Raw genomic sequence first — 22,995 nt, forward strand, 5'->3', positions numbered from 1 at the left:
AGTTTATATCTAATTATTTAAACCCATTTCATGGGTTGGATACGTTAGGTTGTGTAGGTGGTGTTCGGGGATATGTAATGTACAAAAAACGTGAATAGTATTCCTGTTTTATTTTTTTATTATATTTGCTTATTATTAAATGAGTTTTTTTATTTAGATTTTAATTAAAATTATATTATTTTGTTTAATTGAGTATATTTATTGTGTTATTTGTAAACGTTATATAGTATTTAAATAAATAATTTTAATTATCAATAAAAATAAATCTTTGAATGTTACAATAAAATCAGAAAGACTATATACTTAGATGATTCACATAATAAATAACTTCATGATTAATCCATACTCAAAAAGTTGAACGATAAGAAGTGGGGATTCAGCAAAAGTGGGAGTAATTAACGACAATCAATGAGTTGAAATTATGAAAACAGGAAAAAAATCATTAGTTAAATCTGTAGTTTATTGTATCATTATTTTACTGTCACTGAGTTATATTGTTTCGGCAGTTGATGTTGATATAGAAGGTGATTTGCCTGCGGAACCAAGAGAAGGGGATGTGGTTGAATTTTACTTAACGATTTCAGCAATTCCTCAGTCAGCAGATTACATCTCGTTTGATACCGATCTTGAAGCATACGGGAATAATCCTCTTTACAATTTTACCGAATTTAATATTACCAGTACTTCCAACAATTATGTACTGAACCTGAATGATAGTGATGAAGCAATTCTTGTTCATGTGCAGGGTAAAGTGCCTGTGGTCAGGGAAGTTGTTCAGACAGATAAAGTAACTCTCATAAAACTCGATGAAAAAAGAACTGGTTACGCTTACTACCGTTTCAATCTGCTTGATGATGAGAAGAATACCCTGAAGGACAGTGACACCAGGATCTTTACAATAAATGTGCCTGAGATAGACTCCTTCACAGGAAAACTTGACACAATTGATGACCCTTTCTTCAGGAATTATCTTACGGATCTTTTTGATAAAGGACTTGTTCATGAAGCCAATGAGCTTGCAGACTACCTGAATTCCCGGGAAGAAGGACCGGCAGTTTCATTGTATCTGGCAGCAGGAGGAATTATAGTAGCTCTTATCATTGGTCTAATATTTGGTATTCGAATAGGCAATTCTGACGACGATGAGGATGATGAGATATGAGCTATGAAAAGATCATACCACCACTACAATTACCCACTGATATGACCATAGTCGGTGTGGGTGGTTGCGGAAAAAGGCTGACAATGGAAATATGTAACAATGACTGGTTCCTGAAACATTATTCGGGTGATGGCAGACGTCTGAAAGTATATACTATGGATGCCGACGCAAACGAGAAAGAAGGTGATGAAGAGCGTCTTGTCCAGCTCAAAAATAAAATAATTTCCTGTGATGCACAGGGAAATATCGAAAGCAAATTCTTTTACTTACCATCCCTTGCAAATATCAGTCAGGTTCCCGACCTCGCAAGCAAGGAAATTGCTGAAAAAGTCAAGAATAAGAGATCCGAACCAAAAGTGAAGACCTGGTGGCTAAATGACGAATCCGAAAATGGTATCTCTTTTGAGGATCTGCTGACGATTGATCATCTGGCAATGGATGACTTTGGTGGTGGTGTGCACCGCAGAAGGGCTATTTCAAAGGCCATATTCTACAAGGTCATAACAGAAGGTGAGTCAAGCGGGTTCCCTACTTTCTCAAGCAGAGGAAGCGTGGCTATTGTTGTGGGCCTAGGGGGGGGCACAGGTTCAGGCATGTTCATCGACCTTGCCCGTTACATACGTGCATTCAAAGGCGATTCCACACAGTTATGCCTTTTTGTAGTTCTGCCCACGACACAGGAGGGAGAAAAGGAACAGTTGAATGCGTCTATCGCCCTGACAGAGCTTGAGTATCTCAACATGACTGAGAGGCTGTTCAACAATGTGATTGTCACATCTCTGGGTCCGACCGGATACAAGAAAGGGGAAGAGGCACGTGAGGAGGTCCATGAGTTTGATGCAATGTTTCCCAACGTGTTCACTAATTTCTTCCATGTGGAAACCGGTGATATTAATATAAGTGATGTGAAAGGAGCTTTCTCATCATTTATTTTCGCAAATTCCCACGTAATCGAATACCCCATAGAGGATCTTCGGGGACTTAAGAACCAGTATGAAGAGATTATCAATTCCCTTGAGATGATAACCATTTCAAGAAAGGAACTGAATCAGCAGGTCTCCTCATTTTTAGAGAACCAGTATTCTTTCAATGAAACGGCACCTACAAAAGAGAATTTCGAGTACATTAAAAAGGAATATCGAAATATTGAAAATGTTCTCAAACATGAGATCGGACATCTGCTCAATTATAAGAGTGTGGATACCATCGAATATTTCCTTGCAAATCAGATTCCTTCTGAAATGCAGATTGATAAGATAAGTACGTTTAATGATCTGGTAGAATATCTTTCAAAGTTAAAAGCAGGTTCGCAGAACGTCAAACCAAGCGAGCTTACTGATGAGAATGATAAGAAACTGGCAAATCTAATACCTGAAAGTATTCAGGTTCTGGAAGAAACTGCTCTTCTTTTCAGGAGGGTATCAGGTGTAACCGAAGAATCTGCAAGATCTACTCTTATTGATATGCTCAAAGGTAATCAGAATATGTCCTCTACTATTAGCAACATGAATGTCAAGACCAAAAATCTTAAAGATGAAATAAGGGATCTTGAGAAAAATGTGATGGAGAAGGAAGAGGAACATGAAAATGCAGAACTGCTGAAGAGCCAGATTAGTAAAAAGGCAGAGCAAAGGCTTTCTGATAACGAGAAAGAGATTGACCAGTATCTTGTTATCAATCGGAAGGTCCAGTCCCTGGATGAAAGGGAAAGAGATTTGAAGATTAAGCTTGAGGAGTTCATTTCCCTTCTAAAGAGTGATGAGGTAAAGGCAAGGGATAAGAGTAGTTGGCTCAGGGCAGCCAATGTTTTGGCAATACAGCAGGAAGTCAAAGATCTCTCTCATGAGATTGGTGACAGCTTCGATGGCCTTCTAAGCCTTATCGAATCTATTGCACTATATTATTTCTATGATTCTGAAAGGAAAAAACAGGAAAAGGGTGGCCTTGTCAGCCTAATTAAGGGAGACAAAAAGAAGAAAATAAGAAAGTACGAGGCAATGAAAAAGGAAAAAGAAGATTATATCAAATCCAATGCCAAATACTGGAACATCCAGATAAACAGTCCGTTTGAATTCTATATTCCTGATGACTTTCTTAACAAGGGTCTGCACAAAAAAGCTGCTGATATCAAAAACCAGGCTATCAATTCTTTGTTAGGTGATACTGCCAAGGATTCCGTGAGCTATGACAGGATAGATGCAATTTTCGATAAAACTGAGAGAAGTGAGCTGATAGGCTCTTTAAGAGACAGTCTGACGGAATTATACCTTAAAAAGGAAGGCTATTTCCTGAAAACCAAAGCTATAACCGGGGAAATTGACGGCATTAAAGAAGAGATAGGTGAAAAGCATTCTCTTGCCGATATGATGGACAATGCCGAGGAACTTCATGAAAGAACATTCAGTTCCAGAAGGGATCTCAATAAGCATTATGAATCGTTCTATCATTTCATGTCGTCTATAAACGAAAAGACCAAATCTAAGAACAAGACTGATAAGAGTCTTTACAGAACAAAGGTAGGGGAAATCAATCCGAAGATTTTGTCTCTCATTGGTGAGATGTCTGACCTTACAAGTCTTGATAACGATGACAATGGAATGAACGAGCTTAACAACCTTCTTTCTGAGGTAAAAGCCACATATCCTTCGTTGCTTGAGAACTACAAACTGGGAATTCACAACCAGATGATACCCATAAGTACCACTGAAAAGTGGAACTTCGGAAAAGTAGGATTGGTGATAGGTTCACGGTCTTCATATATTTCTTCATCAGTTGTGAACAGCACAATATCCACTGATATCAATGCCATAATGTCACTCAAGAGCGCTCAGGATGCCCGTGTGATCACTCATTCTCATGCCAAACCGTGGGAAGTAACCTTAACACTGCTTGCAGCTACAAGTTTCCTGGATAATATTTCTCCGCTGACTTCAGGGGGAGGCTACTGGAAGGTGTACGAGCAGAGCAGTAACAATATTCTACATCATGTACTGAAAATGCAGGATGGTCAGTATATTACCAGAAAAAAGTTACTGGATGTGAAATATGCGGGTGAACTGGCAAACTCAGAGAAAGCCGGTCAGGATATAGTCCCTATAATAAAGGATCTTTATGAGGTTAAAACCCTTCGTGAAGCACTTGAATAGAAAATCGGATTATAACTTAAGTATAAAGGTGGAACTATGAGGGTACGGGGGAAACTTAATTTATTTAACCCTATTATTTTTTTGTTGTGTTTGGCCTTATCAATCGGATTTCTGCTTGCAACCAGTGAACAGATCGTCTTATCTATTGTATGGTACATAGCTGCAATATTGAGCTTTTTTATAGCTCTGTTCATTTCAAGTGGAATTGGGATGTTGTTCGAGGAAAGGTCAAGGTTTGGAGGGCAGTTGTTATTGGCAGCCTTTTTGCCATTCCTGTACTTTTTTTGGTCACAGGATAATATACTGAGGCTCGACGGTCTTGTTCCGGGTATGCTTTCCGGAGTTGGGTTCATATTGCATTCATTTATGAACAACCGTTTTGACATTGTTGCAAAAAGAACGCGTTTCTTTTTAAAATTGTTCTTTGTGGGAATGGTAGCTTTCCTGTTTGCAATCTTTATAAATCTGATTTCAAAAGAAGATATGCGGGAAATTCCTCAGTATGCACTTTCAGGCTCAAATGATTTGTTCATGATCATGCTGAGTTTCTTTACGTTGATGATTCTGTATGCATTGCTGATGAAATTCGTACGCGGTATAAAAGCTTCGGATGTATTTGTCTATGGTCCTTCAAAATCAGGCAAGACTCTGCTGTTGCTTGCCCTGTACAATCAATTTGTCCATTATTATAATGGTCGCAGGAGCGAAACGATCATTTCCTCATCAAGGGAGGAAGATTATTACAGGATCGAAAATATGCTGGCTGAATTGAAGAACGGAAAGCAGCCAAAAAGTAATCAAAAGACAGATTTGACCATGTATACTTTGATGGGAAAAAAGTCTATCAAGCCAATAGAATTCTCTTTTGTGGATTATGGTGGTGAATTCACTGAAAATCTAACTCCGGATGAGTATTTCAAAGCTATCCTGAGAATAAGTAAACAAATTCCTGAAATTGATAAAGAGACTTTTAGTGAGAAGATTGGTAACCATGAATTTATTAAGGATTTGAAGGACAAACACCCGGATGAAATTGCTTATATTCTGGATCAGCTGGTTCTGGCCCATATATATAAAAAACTGGAGAGTGCAGGAAAAGTTGTTTTTCTGGTAGATGGTGAACACATTGTTTCCTATCATGAGGGTGGTGCGAGTTATTTGACCCGTCTTTTTGGGCAGTATTCCAGAATAATGGAGTTGTTTGGTGAAGGCAAATCCTATGCGATTGTCGTTACAAAAGCAGACAAAATTAAGAATATCAATGATGTGATGGATAATTCAAAGGATGCTTTGAATATTGAAAAAGAGATTTTTAATATGCTGACTGAGATCGATACATTCAAAGAGATACAAAACCGTGCTACAAAAGAGCCGATTCATTTCTACGCTGTAAGTGCTAATGCTCTTAAGGGTGTTGATCAGCAGGAAGAAACTATAAAGAACATTTATCCATGGAGGGTGGAACAAATTGCAAAATTCGGTTTCTGATTTTTTCGTCTACAACTCCACCGGTAAACTTCTGAGTGGGGATGGTGAAATATATTCAAATGAATATAGTAATCTGGCAAAGCAGATAGATTCCAAGAGAAATGCCCTGTATTTTGAACTGTTACATACTAGCAGTACTCTGATACTGGGATGCAGTGTCATAGTCGAAGAAGTAGGTGGCAGAGAAGAGAGAATCGTGTGTGTTGGTAAGTATTCCGGTTACAATAACTATGAATCAAAGCTGATCATGCAGTTCTATGAAACGGTCTCTGCAGAGATATCCCGATTACAAAAACTGGAGTACAGAGTTGTGGGTCTCTGGGAAGAGAATGATATAAATGACTTTGTAAGATTGCAGGAACTCACTGCTGATGAGTCTATGATGAATTATGTTTATGGAAAGTTGCTTGCCAATGAAAAAGTCTCAATAAAATCAGTCAGTGCAGTTAATGCGGTTTCTTTGATCAGTAGTGTTTTTACAACAGCAGTCAATTCCCTTGAAGCAAATCTGAAATTCACGGCTTCCCAATATCCTTATGAAAGTGATATTTCCATTTGTCCTATTGAACCAAATCCGGATTTTGAACTGGATGAATTTGGTGTCAAATGGAAGCAATCTCCTCATTACAGTGAGTATTACTCTTTGCTTCCCATGGTTTTCAGGGAGCATTCGGGTGAAATAAAAAGCTATGTGGAAAGAAGTGACAGGAAACTTCTTTCGTTTTACACTAAGCATGTTGCCTTCAAAGTTTATACATGGGATGTTCTAGATATTTTCACAACCAGTGAATCATTGTATAAATTATTTGATTTGTATAATGATAATACTTCGGTAATATCTCATGTTTTTAAGGAACGTTCATCTCAAATCAGACAAATGCCAATTACAAACGAAACAACAGTTGCGAACATAGTTGAGTTATACAGTAAACAATTTTCATCTCAAAATACAATGTATTGTCATATGGGTGAGGATGAAGCATTAAAAAGCCTTTTTGAAAGGATAAGGAATGCAGATGTCAAAAAGAAACTCGATATTATTCTCCTTAGAAACAGAGCTTTATGGAGTTATGTGATAAGGGACACAATTCGCAAAATATATGCAAATGAAGATAAAGAGTTACTATCGGCATTATGTAATGTGGGATTTATATATGGTGATGATGGCAGCGAAAGATTCAAAAATAATGTAGCAATGGCTTTGTCTTCCTACGATAATAATAAATTGATAGAGCTGCTTAAAATTGTAGCCAATAATGTGACCACCACTCCCTCAGCAGGCGGTAAGATTTTTGTAGATTATATAAGCACTGAGCTAAGGGCGTATGATCTATCTTCAAAGTTAACTACTAATGAAGCAGAAATTCTGGATTCCTATTTTGGCACAAGTTATGTTGTTGCCAAACAGAGCTACAAAAAGAATAAAAAAACAAATACAATGATGTTGGCTTCATATGCTATCGTAGCAATCATGCTTATTGCTGCAGTTATGTTCCTGTTAGTCCCAAATAGTATTCCCTTTTTGGGCAATAATTACTCCAGTAATTCTTCTATCACGGATGATATTATTGGTTTTATTTCAGGAGACAACACGACACATAACAACGAATCTGTAATTCTTAATACAAACAATACTAGTGTAGGGACTATAATTCAGGGTGCAGACAACATGTCTGATTCTATTAAATTTAATGAGTCATCAGTAGATTCAGCCAATAAAAGTTTGAATAATACGGCAAATTTAACGGAGGAAAATAATTCTGAGAGCGTTTAATAGTATTACGCTTGTCTTATCAAATAATAAATCGAAACATTTTGAAAATTCTTAATCAGTATGTTATGTTAACGTTTATCATCGCGTTAAATCGTAGTATAAAATGGGGGATTTTGATGATTCAAATTTGTCAATCAGAATTTTATATTTATAGTTTTGGTGGTAGACTCATCAAGTCGGAATATGATACAAATGAATATACAGATTTTGCAAGGCAAATTGATTCTAAAAGAAATTCAATCTATTTAGAAATTTCAGGAAACAGAAATTCTTTAAATGACTTTTCAAGATTACGGGAACTCACTGCTGATGGGGCTATGTAGCCGAAAAGTCAGCTAATCACTCTCTCTTCCCCGGTATATACATACAATTTTCTCCCTCTCACAAAAGCAACCAGTGTAATCCCTGCCTCCTGTGCAAGCTCCACTGCTTCACGCACGGTGGCTCCCTTGCTTGCGACAAGTGGGAATCCGGCGTTAACTGCTTTTGAGACCATTGTAGAGGCAAGCCGGCCCGTAGTTACCAGAGCGCATCCGGAAAGGTCTATGCCGTTCATCAGAGCTTTGCCAACAACCTTGTCCATCGAGCATGCCCTTCCCACGTCCTCACAAAAGAAAAGTACTTCTCCCTGATTATTACAGATGATGGATGTGTGTGCTCCTCCGGTGCGGTGCCAGATTCTTCCTACTTCTTTTAGCTGGCCTACTGCATGGATAATGGCGTCGGTGCTAAATCCTGTATTGGAATTAACCTTTTTGACGTTGTCTTTATTGTATGATGTGGTACCGCATCTCTCAAGATGTGTGAGTTCTTCCAGTTCCGTAGTATTGATGTCGATCTCGCAGAAAATAGATTTCTCTTCTACGCTGATGGAGTCCACTTTCACATCAGGTTCTATGAATCCCTCGCAGACAAGAAATCCCAGTGCAAGCTCTCTGAGTTCCATCGGACTTGCAAAAAAAGTGGTTATATGAACGTTATTCACGAAAAGGTCGAACCTTTCCTCGATGATAACGTCCACATTGATGTGTTGTTTATTGTTCTCAGTGATCTCCAGGCACTTCAGCGGAACATAAAAGGGAGAGGAAATGTTTTCCTCATCTTTTCGGAAGACCTCAGTTTTCCTGTTCTTTTCTGAGTACCAGTTCTCACTCATGCTTCCTTCTTGGCCTTTACCTTGGCAAAGAGCTGCTTGAGGGTGTCCTCATTGCTCTTTGTTTCAGAAAATGGAGAATCTGTGAATGGTTCGAAGTGTACAGGCACATTGTCGAGCCTGTAGAACGTACCGTCACATTCCATAGCATCAATTACACCAGGAATAACAACCTCTGAAGCTGTTGTTGTGGGACATGGTGCGATATCAAGACAGACCATCGGTATGTCTGCGAGATATTTTGCACAGTCTGCAGGAATGTGGTTCACAAGGTCAGCGGACATAACAAATGCTGCGTCAACATCCTTCTCCCTGAGCAGGTCCACACAGGTTGTCTCTCCAGGGTTGTACCTTGGGTATCCCTTCATGAAGTCAAGACCGAATGGGTAACCATAGAGGTAGGAAGCAAGCTGGTTGAATCCTGCCACATTACAGTGACCTCTGAGAGCACCTATATTACACTTGGTGTAATTGTTCATCTCTTTGACGAAGTTCAGTGCGATCTCAATGTTTCTGTGTTTGCCGTATGATGATGAGACACCAAGTCCTACGTAAATAGCTACGAAGTTTGCTTCCTTCATCATCTCAATGGTCTGCTTCATCACGGAGATTGGTATTCCGGTTATCTCTTCAACGGATGGATGTGGTTCCTTGCCATTGAGGATGGTAAACAGGGCACTGAGCAGTTCGTAGTCAGTGTTTGGGTTGAGCTGCAGGTGCAGATCTGATGCGACAGCTGTGGGAGTTCTCCTTGGGTCGGCTGTGACGAGAGTCCTGTCGAACCTTCCTCTCTTGGTCCAGTAACCTCTTGGGAAAACACCATACTTTGACATGTGTCTTGGCATGGATTCCAGTGCATTGACACCCCAATAGACGATCATGTCAGCTCTGTTCTTTGCTTGACCGGCTGTAGCTCCTACCATACCTGATTCTTGGATTCCCATAACGGTTGGTCCGTGGCAGATAGTTGCGTTAGAGTCGGCTGCACCGCCAAGATATTCAGCGATGTGCATTCCTACTTCCTGGGCTTCACATGATGTCTCACTTCCAAGGAAGAATAGTGGGCGCTTTGAGTCAACAAGTATGTCTGCTGCCATCTCAAGTGCTTCTTCCCAACTGACGTCCTTGACCTTGCCGTTTTCCCTGATAGTTGGTTTAAGTATCCTGTGGGAGCTCACAACTTCCTGGAACTTGGCGTTACCCATTTTACATGCGTTCTGGACATCAATTGTACGATTCTCAGAATCCAGATCTATCTGGACGTCGTCACATGATCCTCCGCAAACAGGGCAGATAATGTTCTTGTAGACCATTTTATTCACCTCCCATGTATAGCTTCAAGACAATTTCCTCGGCGTTGAGTACCTCTTCATCGGTAGGTTCAACAATAACGGGGCTTCCCTTGTAACGTGGTGAACCTGTGGAGAATGTGTCAGGTTCAACAACCACATTGGCCCAGATAGACCTTGGTATGAATACCTGACCGGATCTCATTGCCTCGGTCACCTTCGGATAAACTGCTACCGTGTGCTTTCCATCCCTGGATGTTACAGAAACCTTTTCAGGGAATCCGAGAACTGCATAGTCCTCTGCGCACATCCAGCAGACAGCACATTCCTTTGTGTATTCTTCGGAGTACTTGTTACCGCCTTTGGCAAGCTTGCCTTCTTCGATAGTACTTCCTGTATTGAGTAATGCTTGCATGAATATCACCTCACAGACACTCATTGTTCATACAGGAAACATACAATGTGCCTTTCCCCTTCTGTGGGATAGCATAGTCTCCTGTGAACTTCTTGTATTCTCCGGCGCACTCGATATCATCGAACTTGAGGTCTGACTCAATGTCTTCCAGCTCGAATCCCGGAGTGAACTGTTCGATTGTTCCACCAATAACGATAGTACCACCGGTCATTTCTGCTCCAACTGTCCTGTGAGCATTTCCTTTTACAACGATAAGGCCGTTGTTAATTCGGATTCCGCAGAAGTGTTTTACGTTGCCGCTGATAACGATCTCTCCTCCGCTCATTCCGCCGCCAACCTGGTTAACAGCATCTCCGTCTACGACTATGCGTCCGCCGGTCATACCTTTCCAGCTGCCTCTGTATGCGGAACCGAGGTGATCTTTTGTGCTTCCTTTTATGTGAAGCAGGCCGCCTTCCATTTCCATTCCGGCCCATGAATCAGTGTCACCTTCGACAATGATTTCGCCGCCCTTCATCTCTGCTCCGACATGCATGCTGGTTGAACCTTTGACAAGGATTTTTCCGGCAGTCATGCCTTCACCGATACGCTTGACCCTTGATGCATCGCCATCGATTACAATAGTTGTTTCTTCAGCGGAAGCTGCACCGTCTCCCTTTACTTCGAAATAGTTAGAAAGAGGATACTGCACCGGTCCCTGCCAGACAAGCAACTGTCCGATCTCTTCTGCACTTTTGCCGGCAAAGTTGTCAGGTGTGACCACTTCAGCTTCAACTGTCAGGTCAAAATTTCCTGTTGGTTTAAGAGTTACTTCTGCCATATAATTACACCTCTGCATCTATCTTGATCGGAGTTGGGTTTGCAAGGTACTTGTTAGGTGTCGGATAGTTGTTGAATCCGATAGTGTAGTACTTGAACCAATCCTTGACATCGTCGAGCATGTTCTTCTCGTTGTCAGCACTGATAGCTATGTCAGTATAGTAGGTCTTCTTCTCAGGGACTGCAACGATCTCACCTTTCTGGGATACGACCTGTCCACCTTTTACGGTGTATGCTGCGTTCTCAAAGCCTCTTATGATGCTCTCGTAATCGTTAACTTCGAGTGCCTTAGGATCGATATCGTATATCGCTACATCTCCGTCTGCACCTACGGCAAGGGTACCCTTGCTGTGTGAGAGACCAATAGTCCTTGCAGCGTTTGCACGGGTGACAATGGCTATTTCATTGAGATCCATTTCTCTTGTCTCAGCAGCGAGTTCGGACCTGTCCGTTGCCCACTTGTGACATTCTGCAAAGGTATCCTGTCTTGCTTTGTTTGACATAAGCCATGCGATGACCTGTGGGTATTTTATGAATGGTCCACCGTTAGGGCTGTCGGTTGTCATGATACTCTTCCATGCATCCTTCACATAGAGCAGTACTTCAAGACCCATTGCCCACTGTACACTGTGTACAGGGTTGTTTTTCAGGTATTCGAATGGCAGTACTCCTGAACCACATTCACACTCTACATCGGTGTTGGACCACTTGTGTCCGGTAAGCATGTAGAGATCGTGGATTGCAGGACCGTCACCGGTCATGACTGTTGCATCACCGAATGGGACACATCCGCTGTCCATGACAACGTGGTCGTGGCTGTTCACGTAGTCGGTGATTCCTTTTACTCCGGATTCAAAGTCTCTCCAGGATGTTCCGCCGAATGCGTTGAACTGGCAGTGTGTAAGGTAAACAGACTCATGCCTCTGTGGCTTCATCTTAGTTTCTGCCCATTCGACATTGGTATTTGGTCTTGCCTTGACGGCTTTTGGAATCTTAAGTGAGTCTCTCGTGATCTCCCAGCACCCTGGGTGTCCGAGATTGTTTGCGTGCAGGTGTACCGGCATCGGGAAGCCAAGCATTTCGTTGAGTTCGGCGAGTCCTTTGATGATTTCTTCCGGTGTGACCTCGAAGTGGATGTTCGCCTGGTCCAGAGCACCTATGTTTTCTCCCCATCCCCAGTTCTCTACACCGGCAGGGTTGACACATTTAATACCGTAGGTCTTGTGGGTCTTCATCATCCAGGCAATGTATGCTGCAGCCTTTTCGATGTCTCCTTCCTTAAGGTATCTCATAAGGAACCAGTTGTTACCCAGTACAAGGTATCCGCCCATGTCCAACATTGGGGTTGAGCGCATTTCCTCATGGGTGTGACGTGCTTCCATTGGTGGGACTGCTGCCTCGAATACGGTTGTGTATCCCATCTTGGAATACTCGTAACCACCAAGGTAGACTGAAGGAACACTGTATCCACATCCTGAGTGTGTGATAGGTGTTTTCTTCTGGTAGAACTTGTAGTGGTCCTCAGGCCTCATCATCCTACCTACGTTGACCTTTGCTCCTGCTACGTGTGAGTGTGAGTCCACACCACCAGGCATAACGGTCTTGCCGGTTGCATCGATTTCCTTTGCATCTTTCAGTTCGGAGGCTGAAAGTTCGGTTACGACTTTACCGTTCTTTATGAAAATGTCCATCTTTTCCCCGTTGACTTCGTTGAGGGGATCGAACACATATCCGTTTTTAATTGCAATTGTTCCAGCCATATTATAACTCCCTCCTCGTGAGTTTGATAGCATCTACAGGGCATATCATGGCACAAGCTCCGTCAGAACCACAGATTTCCTGGTCTACTACCTTGACGGTACCATTCCTGACTTCAAGGAGTTTTTTACCGTCGACTTCATTGAGGTAACCTGCTCCTACTTCATCGTCAGTTGCGTTAACCGGGCATACGATTACACAGTTTCCACATCCAAGGCAAGCTTCCTCGTCGGTTTCCAGTACTGAGGTAAGTGTAGGTCTTGGCATTTCAACATTGAGAAGTTTCTTCTCAAGGAGTCCTCTCTTTTCAACTTCAGGAATAATAGCTGTCTTGGTAACTGTTATTGCATCTACCGGGCAGCACATATCACAGGCACCACAGTATATGCATGCATCAGAACGCTGTGCAACCTTGTCGACTCTCTGGCCGGCTTCCCAGTCAGGGTTGAAAAGAGCATTACATGGACATGTGTCTACACAGGTCCTACAGGCGGTACAGGTTTTCTCATCCCTGAACCAGGTTCCTTCGAATGGTTTTTCCACTGTAATTGCATCTACAGGACAGACTGACATACACCAGCTGCAGTGAATACAGCACTCGTTATCGATGATAGTTTCACCATCGACACTTGAGCTTCCGTCATCTGCAAGCCACTGTTTAACCTCAATGCAGCCCTGTGGGCACACCTGCTCACAGAGACCACAATGTACACAATTGTCATTGACGGTTGTGTCTTTAAGAGCAACACTGATGTAGCTGTTGTCATTTACAGACTTTCCAGCCTGTCTCATTTCGAGTGCGCCAGTGGGGCATGTCTTTGCACAGATTCCGCATACAATGCAGAGTTCTGACTGATTCTCAAGGAAATCCTTGTCTATAAGGCCCCTTGCAACGGCTCCTACTGAACCGATGACCAGGGAGCTTTTTGGACATGCCATGGTACACGTTCCACAACCGATACATTTCTCAGGTAAATATATCAGTTGTTTGTCGTCTTTTTCTCCAAACACTACTTCGTTCATCTGATCTCTCCGTAATCCTGCCTGTAACATTTAAATGCTTTCAGGTCGATGTCCTGTTAATTATATGCACCAGTTCTACAAATTAATTGCAGATATGATACTGATGTTTGCTAAAGAACATTTTTCAGTTTAGCACTTTAATGTGTTTGCGGCATGAATACGCCTTTTTCAACAAACTTTTCCTTTCAGGCAAAAAGCCATTTAGGTTAGCCTGCTTACAATCTTGACTTTAATGATCGTGTCACTATTCTTTAATGATCTCCGAATCCAATGGACAGGAGAATTGTAAATATAGTGACGCGTATTTGTTATAAAAGTATCGTTTGTACCTGTTAGTGATTGTATTTTCCAGAGTTGTGTTTTTTCCCCTGCATAGCAACATCTACCATATTGTTATAACCAGTAAAGTACTCGGTGACTTTATATACAACTACTTAACCCCTTATTATATGGGGTGTATTATTGGGTTTCATAATGTTCATATCAGTTTATTTTAACCTGTCTGTTTTTAATTATTTCGTACTGTTTGCCAGGAGATGATGATATTCCTTTGATGAGTATAATAGGTTGCACGGAATTTGAGAAAGAGATCGTGAAATTGTTGGCCGAAGATAAGATGATCGATCACCTGATCGTAGTGGGTGGTTCCAGATCATCAGAGCTTATAAATGACCTCGAACAGATTGGTTTAGCGCCACATGTACTTTTTCCGGAAACAATACCGTGTGGTTTAAAGAAAAGTAAAGGATTCAGTGTACTTGTAACTTTACAGGATAATAGTTCATATAGTTCATCAGGTCAAATGAAGAGAGAAATTTATGAAAAAATAAAGTTTTATGGTCTTGTGTCTAATGGTATCCTTATGTTCTATGGTTCATGTGAAGGAATATTTAATGATACTCTTCTGGATTTTCATAATCGAAAATTTTTCCTTGAATTTTTATCTTCAGAAAATGGGAGCTATATGGGAGACAGGATAGATGATTGTTTTTCAAACAACAAAGACATCCATACTCCTGAACTTATTAAAAAATACAGGAATTGCTACAATAAGCTTAAGGGGCAAATACTTTCATAATTAGTATAAATGGGAAGTGGTTATCCCTGTTTTCTTTTTTTTTGAACATTATTCTTTAATAGTTTATAGTACTGGTATGGATTAATACAGTGGTTCGCCTGGAAGCAGTGGTGCACCTTTGTCAATCTATAAATGTTACAGGGATATTGAATGGTCTTAAAAGGAAATGCTTATGCACTTGGTGCTGGTACGGTCATCAACGCAATAGCCACATGGAAAGGTGCGGCTTTTGGTATCGATCTTAAAACATTTGCAGATGTAAGACTTTTTGATGATGCATCTGAGATAAATGGAACAATCGAAGGCATGCCTGATGCAGATACAAGACTTATTGAGAATTCTGTATCTTATGTACTTGAGCATTTTGGTATTGATATGGGTGGGACTGTAACAACAAGATCAGAAGTCCCTCTTGCAAGTGGTCTCAAAAGCAGTAGTGCTGCAGCAAACGCATCTGTTCTTGCTACTCTTGCTGCTATTGATAAAGAACTCGATCCTTTTGAAACAGTAAAAATAGGTGTGAGGGCTGCTCTTGATGCAAAAGTAACAATTACAGGAGCTCTGGATGACGCATGTGCTTCATTTTACGGAGGCTTTGTTGTAACTGACAACAGGGAAATGAAGTTACTTCAAAGAACAGAACATGAATATGATGTATTGATATTTGCACCGGATGAAAAATCATTTAGTTCTAACACTGATGTTTCACGCTCTCGTGTGATTGCTCCATGGGTGGACATTGCATATGAACTGTCCCTGAAAGGTGACTTCGAAAAGGCAATGACGCTTAACGGTTTTCTTTACTGCAATGCTCTTGGATTTGATACGGAGTTCCTGATGCGTGCACTTGAGCTTGGTGTTAAAGGTGTCACTTTGTCGGGTACTGGTCCTTCTTATGTTGCTCTTGTCACTGCGGATCAGGCTGGTGAGCTGGGGGATGCATGGAATGACTGTGGTGCCAGCGGAACCATGATAAAGACTAACATACATAATAAGGGTGCAAGTATAATCTAATGCTTAGTTTAAATTAGCGGGGAATACATGACCACTATAAAAGAAGTACGTGCGGAAATTGAAAAGATAGATCATGAAATTATTGAGTTGATTCACAAAAGGGTTGGTATGGCTGCAAAGGTATTGGAAGCCAAGAAAAAAGAAAGGATAAACATTAATGATCCTTCACAAAACACAGTAGTTCAGGATCGTGCTGTTGATGCCGCCACCGAGAAAAACCTTGATACTTCATCGGTAAAAGAGATTTTTGAGATACTTATACGTATGAGCATTGAACGTCAACATGAATTGAGTGGTGAAGGAAACCTTCCATAGGAGATATTAAATGGTAGACATTGCAGTTATAATGGGCTCGGAGTCAGACAGGGCTATTGCTAATAGGGTGACTGGTGTACTGGATAACAGTGACTATTCTTATGATGTACAGGTGATATCTGCGCATCGTAATCCTGACAAGCTTGAAGAATACGTTTCTCAGAGCGATTCGAAGGTCTATATTGCTATTGCCGGTCTGTCGGCTGCTCTGCCCGGAGTTATTGCTTCCAAGACCAAGAAACCTGTGATCGGGGTGCCTGTGAGTGCAAAAATGATGGGTCTTGATGCCCTGCTTTCAACAGCGCAGATGCCTCCGGGAGTACCTGTTGCAAGTGTTGGAATAGATAACGGTGCCAACGCAGCTTATCTTGCAATCAGGATACTTGACCTGATCCCTTAATCCAGCTTTATTAGTTCGAAAAGGCAGTGCTCGTCTCCATTGCCCATGGTCTCGAGGACATCAATTTCCATGTCCTCGTCTTTCATGCTAATTATCCTTGAGAATATTCCTCTTGAAAGCGTGCAGAGTATGGGGTTGGACCGGGCTTCTTCTTTACCCCAGGGGCAGACATTTCCCTGTATTGTGAAAATGGTATTCTCATCTGATAACAGTTCTGACTTAAAATCAGCTCCCAACTGGTTTATTATCTGGCAGCAGACATCGCCTATGCCTTCATAGCTCATAACTTTATTTTCAGAATCTGCATTTTCCATAATTGCTTCAACTACCATGTCTATCATCTGATGAATGACAATGTTTTTTTGTTCCGGTGGTAATGTTTTCAGGAGAGCTGGAATTATCTGGGTAAGCACGGACCTGATCTTATTTTGTAAATTGAGTTTATCCCTCTCTGTCAGAAGGTCATAATGCATATTCTTTAACTTAAGCAATGAGCTTATGCGTGTCAAAAGTTCAAGTTTGTTAACGGGTTTTGTTAAAAACTCATCCGCACCAGCCTCGATTCCGGATATCCAGTCATTCCTTCCTGAAAGAGCTGTCACCATTATGACGGGGATGAATTGTGTTTCAGGATTCTGCTTGAGGTGTTCGCATACCTGATACCCATTCATATCAGGCATCATTACGTCAAGCAGGATAATATCAGGTTCATCTTCACCCACTAGTTTAAGCGCCTCATTTCCATTTGTGGCTGAGATAACTGCATATTCTTCTTCAAGATATGCCTTAAGCAATTCTATATTCATTATTTCATCATCAACAATGAGTATTTTTGGATCAGTGGTGGAAGGTGTGATGGTAAAAACTCCTTGATGCCTTATTTGATAAGTTTTTGATTGAATGATGTAGGTTTGTTTAATATTTAATTATATATTATGATTTTTATTATATATACATGATGGCACTGTTTCCTATCATGGTATTTTTATAGAAAATTCAAAGTTCCCACTATGCATCTTTTCAGCCAATTGTTAAAAAAAGTAAGGATGTCCTCTGGTAATTTTAGAGTTCTACTAATTTACCCTTCGATCCTTTTAGGCTTATACCTGCAGATGTGATGTCAAATACGTTGATGTCAAGGGTTATCTTCGTACTTCGCATTTTTGGTATACTCAGGAAACGCTCATTCTTGCCGGTATATGGGTTTTCCTTCACCATTAATTTGACAGCTCCGTAAGTGGAATAATCTGCAATTTTGTGTGTCATCTCATAGGCGGCTTCATCCATAATGTATAGAGTAGTAGTCTCTTGTTTTGCAAGTAAACGATTGATCGTATCAAATTTATCTCTGAACTCTTTAGCTTCAAGTCCAAAAGCCAATACTCCTATATTGTCAATGACTGCCACATCAGCATTTTCAGATATAAGTCTTACAAGATCAATAATGTCTATTTCTTCAATATTGAACCCTTCCTGGTCAGGTCTGATTGATCTGTCAAGCTGGGTTTCTTCTATGATTTGTATTTCAGTATCACTGAAATCATCTATCAGATGAGCTTCTCTTGCAATAGCCCTGATTCTGTACTCTATAACCTGTTTAATTTGAAGCAGACCTTTCTCTATGAATGATTCAAGGCCAAGACCAAGCATTGCTGCCTGCTCTAAAAGGTCTTCAGGTGTTTCTTCGGTTGCCACCATTATGCACTTTTTCCCATCCATGCATGATTTATGCAGAAAATGTAATCCAAATATGGTCTTACCAGCACCAGGTACTCCGGTAATGAGGATTCCTTTTCCTTTGGGATAACCACCGCTGATCTTTTTATCCAGATTCGCTATTCCTGTGGGCATTCTTTCCATTTATATCACGCTAGGCCTGAATACTATCTATTTTTCACAAATTTATATATTATTAATGGTAATATATTATATAAATATATTCTTGTTCATTAGTTATACATTTATTCCCTTTTCTCGTGGATAGCTTGTGTGATTTATTAGTTTAACATTCTTATTTTTAGTTAAAGGTCTGATTATTTTTCATTTAGATTTTATTTGGGTCCTGTTTACGAATAATATTTATAGATTCAGTCCAAAAAATAAAAGGGGGATTAGACATTCATTTCTATCCTTACGGGTAGAATTCAAGTAAGGCATTGATTTGGCTTCATATGGCAAATATCCTATCTTACAATGTCGTCTTAGGGTGTTACCTATCTTATTTAATGCACGGAAAATAAAAGGGGATAATCGTGAATATTGATCTAAATTTGAAAATAGGGGGTGCAGCAGGTCAGGGGCTGCAAACCACCGGTATGGCTTTAGCCAAGACATTGAAAAAAAGTGGGTTCCATGTTTTTGCAACACAGTACTATCTTTCCAGAGTACGGGGGGGACATAACACTTTCCAGATACGCATAAGTGATTCTCCTGTTTTTGCAATGACCGAAACTGTAGATATCCTATTGGCTTTGGATGGTGAGTCCATCACCCAGCATATGTCTGAATTGAAAGAAGGTGTAGTAGTTGTTGATTCGGATGTAATTGATGTCAAAGAAAATGCAGATTCTATATTTCATGTTCCAATGCTAAAGATAGCCAAAGATGTCTGTGGCGATAAAATATACTCAAACTCTGTTTCTATGGGGGCGGTCATTGGTCTGTTGTGTCTTGAGCTGTCAAATCTCGAATTTATACTAAAAGCAGCCTTCAAAAAGAAAGGCGATGGGGTAATACAAAATAATATCGACGCAGCACGTGCAGGTTACAATTATGTCAAAGAGAATTATCCTGGTGGCTGTAAGTTTGAAGTTAGTGATCCCGGGAAAAAAGAGGAGATGATGCTTGTTAATGGAAATGAGGCCGTAGGCCTTGGTGCCCTTGCAGCCGGTGTACAGTTCCTTGCAGCTTATCCGATGACTCCTTCTACCGGTGTAATGACCTATGTGGCTGCAAACGCAGACAAATTCAACGTTGTAGTTGAGCAGGCCGAAGATGAAATTGCAGCATTGAATATGATCCTTGGAGCATCCTTTGCAGGTGCCCGCTCGATGACAACTACTTCAGGAGGTGGTTTTTCCCTGATGACTGAAGCTCTTGGGCTTGCCAGTATCACAGAAACACCTGCCGTTATTTTCCTCTGCCAGCGCCCAGGGCCTGCCACGGGCCTTCCTACTATGACTGAGCAAGGTGATCTCCAGTTTGTCCTTAATGCTGCTCAGGGTGAGTTCCCACGTTGTATCCTTGCACCAGGTACGCCAGAAGAATGCTTCTATCTCACTACGGAAGCTTTTAACATTGCAGACAAATACCAGATACCTGTTTTTGTCATGAGTGACCAGTATCTGGCAGATTCTCTGTTCACATGTCCAAGGTTCGATACTTCAAAAGTGCTAGTTGAAAGGCATCTTCTGTCTGATCAGGAACTAAGGACGAAGAAGGAAGAATACAAGCGTTACAAACTCACTCCACTTGGAATTTCCCCCCGTGCCCTTCCAGGACAGGAAGGTGTACTTGTTGTCGCTGACAGCGATGAACATGATGAGTTCGGCCACATCAATGAAGATCCTGTCAACCGTATCAAGATGAATGATAAACGTATGAAAAAACTGGAAGTGCTTAGGGAGGAGATGCCGGAGGCAAAAGTATATGGTAGCTCGGATGCATCTATTTCGTTGATGGGATGGGGTTCCACATATGGCTCACTTGCAGAGGTCGTGGACATCTTAAATGATGGGGGGAAGTCTGTAAATCTTGTTTATTTCACTCATATACATCCGATTCCTGTTGAGCCCACCAAAAAATTACTTGCAAAAGCCAAAAAGACTGTTTGTGTTGAAAATAATTCTACCGGGCAGTTTTCACGCCTTTTGAAAGTGGATGCCGACATAAATGTCACAGAACACATACTCAGGTATGATGGTAAGCCCTTCAGTCCGGAATTCATAATTGCTGCTCTTAAAGAAAAAGGGGTGATCTGAATGGTCAGTATAGAAGATTATGGGAAATTTGAAACAGCATGGTGTCCGGGATGTGGTAATTTTGGTATCCTTAAAGCCATTAAACAGGCACTTGTGAACCTGGGGCGTTCGCCTCACGAGGTATTCATAGCTTCAGGGATTGGTCAGTCAAGTAAGCTCCCTCATTATCTGAAATGTAATGCATTTAACGGACTACATGGTCGCTCATTGCCACCTGCAACAGGGGCTAAGATTGCCAACCATGAAATGACAGTTCTTGCTGTCACCGGGGATGGGGATTGTTATGGTGAAGGGGGTAACCACTTCCTGCACACTGTTCGCAGGAATCCTGATATTACTATGATAGTACATGACAACCAGATATATGGACTTACAAAAGGGCAGGCATCACCCACAAGTGAGATCGGTATGAAAACTAAGGTTCAGACACATGGGGTGTTCAACATGCCGCTCAATCCGTTGTCTCTGGCAATATCGCTGGATTGTTCGTTTGTAAGCCGTGGGTATGCTGGTAATATCTCCCACCTTTCCAAACTTATTGAAAAAGCCATAGAGCACAAAGGTCTTTCTCTTGTTGATGTGCTTCAGCCATGTGTTTCTTTCAACAAGCTGAATACTTTTAAGTGGTACTCTGAAAGAGTTTATGAAATGAATGAGTCCGGCTATGAGTTAAATGACCGGGTGAGGGCTTTTGAGAAATCGCTTGAATGGGGCGATAAGATTCCTCTGGGTGTTTTCTATGTGAATGAAAAGCCAAGTTTTGAGGACTACCTTGATGTTCTCGTTCAGGGTCCTCTCTATAAGAATACTCCAAAAACAGAATTAGTGGAAGAATTGATAGATGGTTTTATTTGACCATCTTTTTAAATATTTTGACTGACAGGTATATTTAAAGTGAAAGTGCTACCTTTGCCAGCTTTACTTTCTACTTCTATTTTACCATCATGTAATTCTACCATTTGTTTGGCAATTGACAGTCCAAGTCCTGTACCCTGGTATTTTCTTGAAATGGAGGAATCTGCCTGGTAGAATGGAGTAAAAAGTTTACTTTGTTCATCTTCGTTCATTCCTATACCATTATCGATTACAGATAGTTTCAACATATCATCTTCAACAGCTGCAACAATCTCTATATGGCCCCTTTCCTGAGTAAATTTTATAGCATTGCTTATGAGGTTGTAAAGTATTTGCTTAAACCTGGTCTTGTCTGCGTGTATCTTCAGGCTTTTTGATGTCAAGAACTCGATATCTATATGCTTTTTCCTGGCAAGGGGACTGGTAATGTTGCACACATTTCTCATGACTTCATTGGCATCAAATTCCTCAAAGTGCAGCTCAATTTTCCCTGCCTCTACTTTTGAAAGGTCCAGGATGTCATTGATTAGCTCCAGCAGATGCTTTCCACTTGTTGATATGTGGCTTGCGAATCTCTTTTGCTTTACGTTCAGTTCTCCAAAAATATTTTCCTGTAACATGTCCGAATAGCCGATAACAGCATTCAGTGGTGTCCTCAGTTCATGACTCATGGTTGCAAGGAATTCACTTTTTGTTCGATTTGCTTCTTCAGCTTCCATTTTAGACATGAGCATTGCTTTCTCTGCTCTTTTTCTCTCTGTTATGTGCTCAACACTGAGGATTACTTTTTCATCATCATATATGTCGATATAGGCAGTTGAGACTAGTACGTTCTGTTCAAGTTGTACACTGTTGGGTAACTTAATTGTGGTGGTTCCTTCTCTTTTATGGATGTTCTTTCGTGTTTTGAATGTCTCTATCGCAGCAGTATGGAAAATACATCTGGAACACTCTTCATTGGCTGCGCATCCGTTCCCTTTTGACGCATTAACACAAGAGAATATTTCTCCAGATTTCTTACCAATGGATGCTTCTTTACTTGTTTTTGAAATTTCCATACATTCTTGGTTTATATTCTCAACAATTGTATTTCTGTTCACAAGTATCATGGGTACGGGGGCAAGATCAAAAATGGTGTCAAGCAGTTTTGCCTGTTTTTTAAGTTCAAGCTCATTTATTTGTAACTATTCAGCCTGATAAAAACACTATCAATAGCAATCTTGACAAAAAGTTGAGACCTACATTTTATTAGGATCATTAATTTTGATTGTTGCCATTGATTGCTTTTTTGATTCTTAGGTTGTTAGTGAGCAAACATCTCCGTTT

At 40.8% G+C, this 22,995-nt stretch carries 20 protein-coding genes; 11 read left to right on the plus strand and 9 right to left on the minus strand.

Annotation, left to right across the window (positions count from 1 at the left end; genetic code table 11):
* The first annotated feature begins 421 nt into the window (after positions 1-421).
* The 5 genes from V7O67_RS06665 (at position 422) to V7O67_RS06685 (ending at position 7,893) form a co-directional block, all read left to right on the plus strand.
* A complete protein-coding gene (locus V7O67_RS06665) occupies positions 422-1,162 on the plus strand; it encodes a hypothetical protein (protein ID WP_342305627.1) in 741 nt (246 codons plus the stop codon).
* Entirely contained in the window at positions 1,159-4,308 is a 3,150-nt protein-coding gene (locus V7O67_RS06670) for a tubulin-like doman-containing protein (RefSeq protein ID WP_342305626.1), read from the plus strand. The genes V7O67_RS06665 and V7O67_RS06670 overlap by 4 nt, the downstream gene beginning before the upstream one ends.
* 90 nt (positions 4,309-4,398) lie before the next feature.
* Positions 4,399-5,796, plus strand: a complete 1,398-nt coding sequence (locus V7O67_RS06675; RefSeq protein WP_406671308.1) for a hypothetical protein — start codon at positions 4,399-4,401, stop codon at positions 5,794-5,796.
* A complete protein-coding gene (locus V7O67_RS06680; RefSeq protein ID WP_342305624.1) occupies positions 5,777-7,570 on the plus strand; it encodes a hypothetical protein in 1,794 nt (597 codons plus the stop codon). Before V7O67_RS06675 ends, V7O67_RS06680 begins: the two co-directional genes overlap by 20 nt.
* A gap of 116 nt (positions 7,571-7,686) precedes the next feature.
* Positions 7,687-7,893: a hypothetical protein gene (locus tag V7O67_RS06685; protein WP_406671309.1), complete on the plus strand. Its 207-nt coding sequence runs from the start codon at positions 7,687-7,689 to the stop codon at positions 7,891-7,893.
* A gap of 8 nt (positions 7,894-7,901) precedes the next feature.
* Here the strand turns inward: V7O67_RS06685 and fdhD are convergent, their stop codons facing one another.
* Genes fdhD through V7O67_RS06715 form a run of 6 tightly spaced genes read right to left on the minus strand, consistent with a single transcriptional unit; the run spans position 7,902 to position 14,027 of the window.
* Positions 7,902-8,726, minus strand: a complete 825-nt coding sequence (gene fdhD / locus V7O67_RS06690) for a formate dehydrogenase accessory sulfurtransferase FdhD (RefSeq protein ID WP_406671310.1) — start codon at positions 8,724-8,726, stop codon at positions 7,902-7,904.
* Positions 8,723-10,036 (minus strand): formylmethanofuran dehydrogenase subunit B, encoded by a 1,314-nt coding sequence (locus V7O67_RS06695; RefSeq protein ID WP_406656911.1) that lies wholly within the window; start codon positions 10,034-10,036, stop codon positions 8,723-8,725. The genes fdhD and V7O67_RS06695 overlap by 4 nt, the downstream gene beginning before the upstream one ends.
* 1 nt (position 10,037) lies before the next feature.
* A complete protein-coding gene (locus V7O67_RS06700) occupies positions 10,038-10,427 on the minus strand; it encodes a molybdopterin dinucleotide binding domain-containing protein (RefSeq protein ID WP_406656912.1) in 390 nt (129 codons plus the stop codon).
* Positions 10,428-10,437: 10 nt separating this feature from the next.
* A complete protein-coding gene (locus V7O67_RS06705; protein WP_406656913.1) occupies positions 10,438-11,247 on the minus strand; it encodes a formylmethanofuran dehydrogenase subunit C in 810 nt (269 codons plus the stop codon).
* 4 nt (positions 11,248-11,251) lie between these two features.
* Complete coding sequence (locus V7O67_RS06710; protein ID WP_406656914.1) at positions 11,252-13,006, minus strand: formylmethanofuran dehydrogenase subunit A; 1,755 nt, start codon at positions 13,004-13,006, stop codon at positions 11,252-11,254.
* A gap of 1 nt (position 13,007) precedes the next feature.
* Positions 13,008-14,027 (minus strand): 4Fe-4S binding protein, encoded by a 1,020-nt coding sequence (locus V7O67_RS06715; protein WP_406656915.1) that lies wholly within the window; start codon positions 14,025-14,027, stop codon positions 13,008-13,010.
* Between the two features lie 553 nt (positions 14,028-14,580).
* Here V7O67_RS06715 and V7O67_RS06720 point away from each other — a divergent pair.
* The 4 genes from V7O67_RS06720 to V7O67_RS06735 all read left to right on the plus strand — a co-directional run bounded on the left by V7O67_RS06720 (position 14,581) and on the right by V7O67_RS06735 (position 16,834).
* On the plus strand, positions 14,581-15,105 hold the full coding sequence (locus tag V7O67_RS06720; protein ID WP_342305616.1) for a hypothetical protein: 525 nt from the start codon (positions 14,581-14,583) through the stop codon (positions 15,103-15,105).
* A gap of 150 nt (positions 15,106-15,255) precedes the next feature.
* Positions 15,256-16,119, plus strand: a complete 864-nt coding sequence (locus V7O67_RS06725; protein WP_406671311.1) for a shikimate kinase — start codon at positions 15,256-15,258, stop codon at positions 16,117-16,119.
* 27 nt (positions 16,120-16,146) lie between these two features.
* Positions 16,147-16,434, plus strand: coding sequence for a chorismate mutase (locus V7O67_RS06730; protein WP_406671312.1), 288 nt, complete (start codon positions 16,147-16,149; stop codon positions 16,432-16,434).
* Between the two features lie 10 nt (positions 16,435-16,444).
* Positions 16,445-16,834: a 5-(carboxyamino)imidazole ribonucleotide mutase gene (locus V7O67_RS06735; RefSeq protein WP_406656921.1), complete on the plus strand. Its 390-nt coding sequence runs from the start codon at positions 16,445-16,447 to the stop codon at positions 16,832-16,834.
* Here V7O67_RS06735 and V7O67_RS06740 read toward each other — a convergent pair.
* Together V7O67_RS06740 and V7O67_RS06745 are read right to left on the minus strand one after the other, a co-directional pair.
* A complete protein-coding gene (locus tag V7O67_RS06740; RefSeq protein ID WP_406671432.1) occupies positions 16,831-17,715 on the minus strand; it encodes a methanogen output domain 1-containing protein in 885 nt (294 codons plus the stop codon). The genes V7O67_RS06735 and V7O67_RS06740 overlap by 4 nt on opposite strands.
* A gap of 181 nt (positions 17,716-17,896) precedes the next feature.
* Complete coding sequence (locus V7O67_RS06745; RefSeq protein WP_342305612.1) at positions 17,897-18,694, minus strand: ATPase domain-containing protein; 798 nt, start codon at positions 18,692-18,694, stop codon at positions 17,897-17,899.
* A 392-nt stretch (positions 18,695-19,086) separates the two neighbouring features.
* On the opposite strand from V7O67_RS06745, the gene V7O67_RS06750 reads away from it, so the two are divergent.
* Both V7O67_RS06750 and V7O67_RS06755 read left to right on the plus strand, forming a co-directional pair.
* Positions 19,087-20,814 (plus strand): 2-oxoacid:acceptor oxidoreductase subunit alpha, encoded by a 1,728-nt coding sequence (locus V7O67_RS06750; protein ID WP_342305611.1) that lies wholly within the window; start codon positions 19,087-19,089, stop codon positions 20,812-20,814.
* On the plus strand, positions 20,815-21,669 hold the full coding sequence (locus V7O67_RS06755) for a 2-oxoacid:ferredoxin oxidoreductase subunit beta (RefSeq protein ID WP_342305610.1): 855 nt from the start codon (positions 20,815-20,817) through the stop codon (positions 21,667-21,669). It begins immediately after the preceding gene.
* A gap of 8 nt (positions 21,670-21,677) precedes the next feature.
* Here the strand turns inward: V7O67_RS06755 and V7O67_RS06760 are convergent, their stop codons facing one another.
* The gene (locus V7O67_RS06760) at positions 21,678-22,727 is read right to left on the minus strand and encodes a HAMP domain-containing sensor histidine kinase (RefSeq protein WP_342305609.1); all 1,050 of its coding nucleotides are present in this window, start codon (positions 22,725-22,727) and stop codon (positions 21,678-21,680) included.
* Positions 22,728-22,995 lie beyond the last annotated feature (268 nt).

Source organism: Methanolobus sp. ZRKC4, from assembly GCF_045291305.1.
Classification (GTDB): Archaea; Halobacteriota; Methanosarcinia; order Methanosarcinales; family Methanosarcinaceae; genus Methanolobus.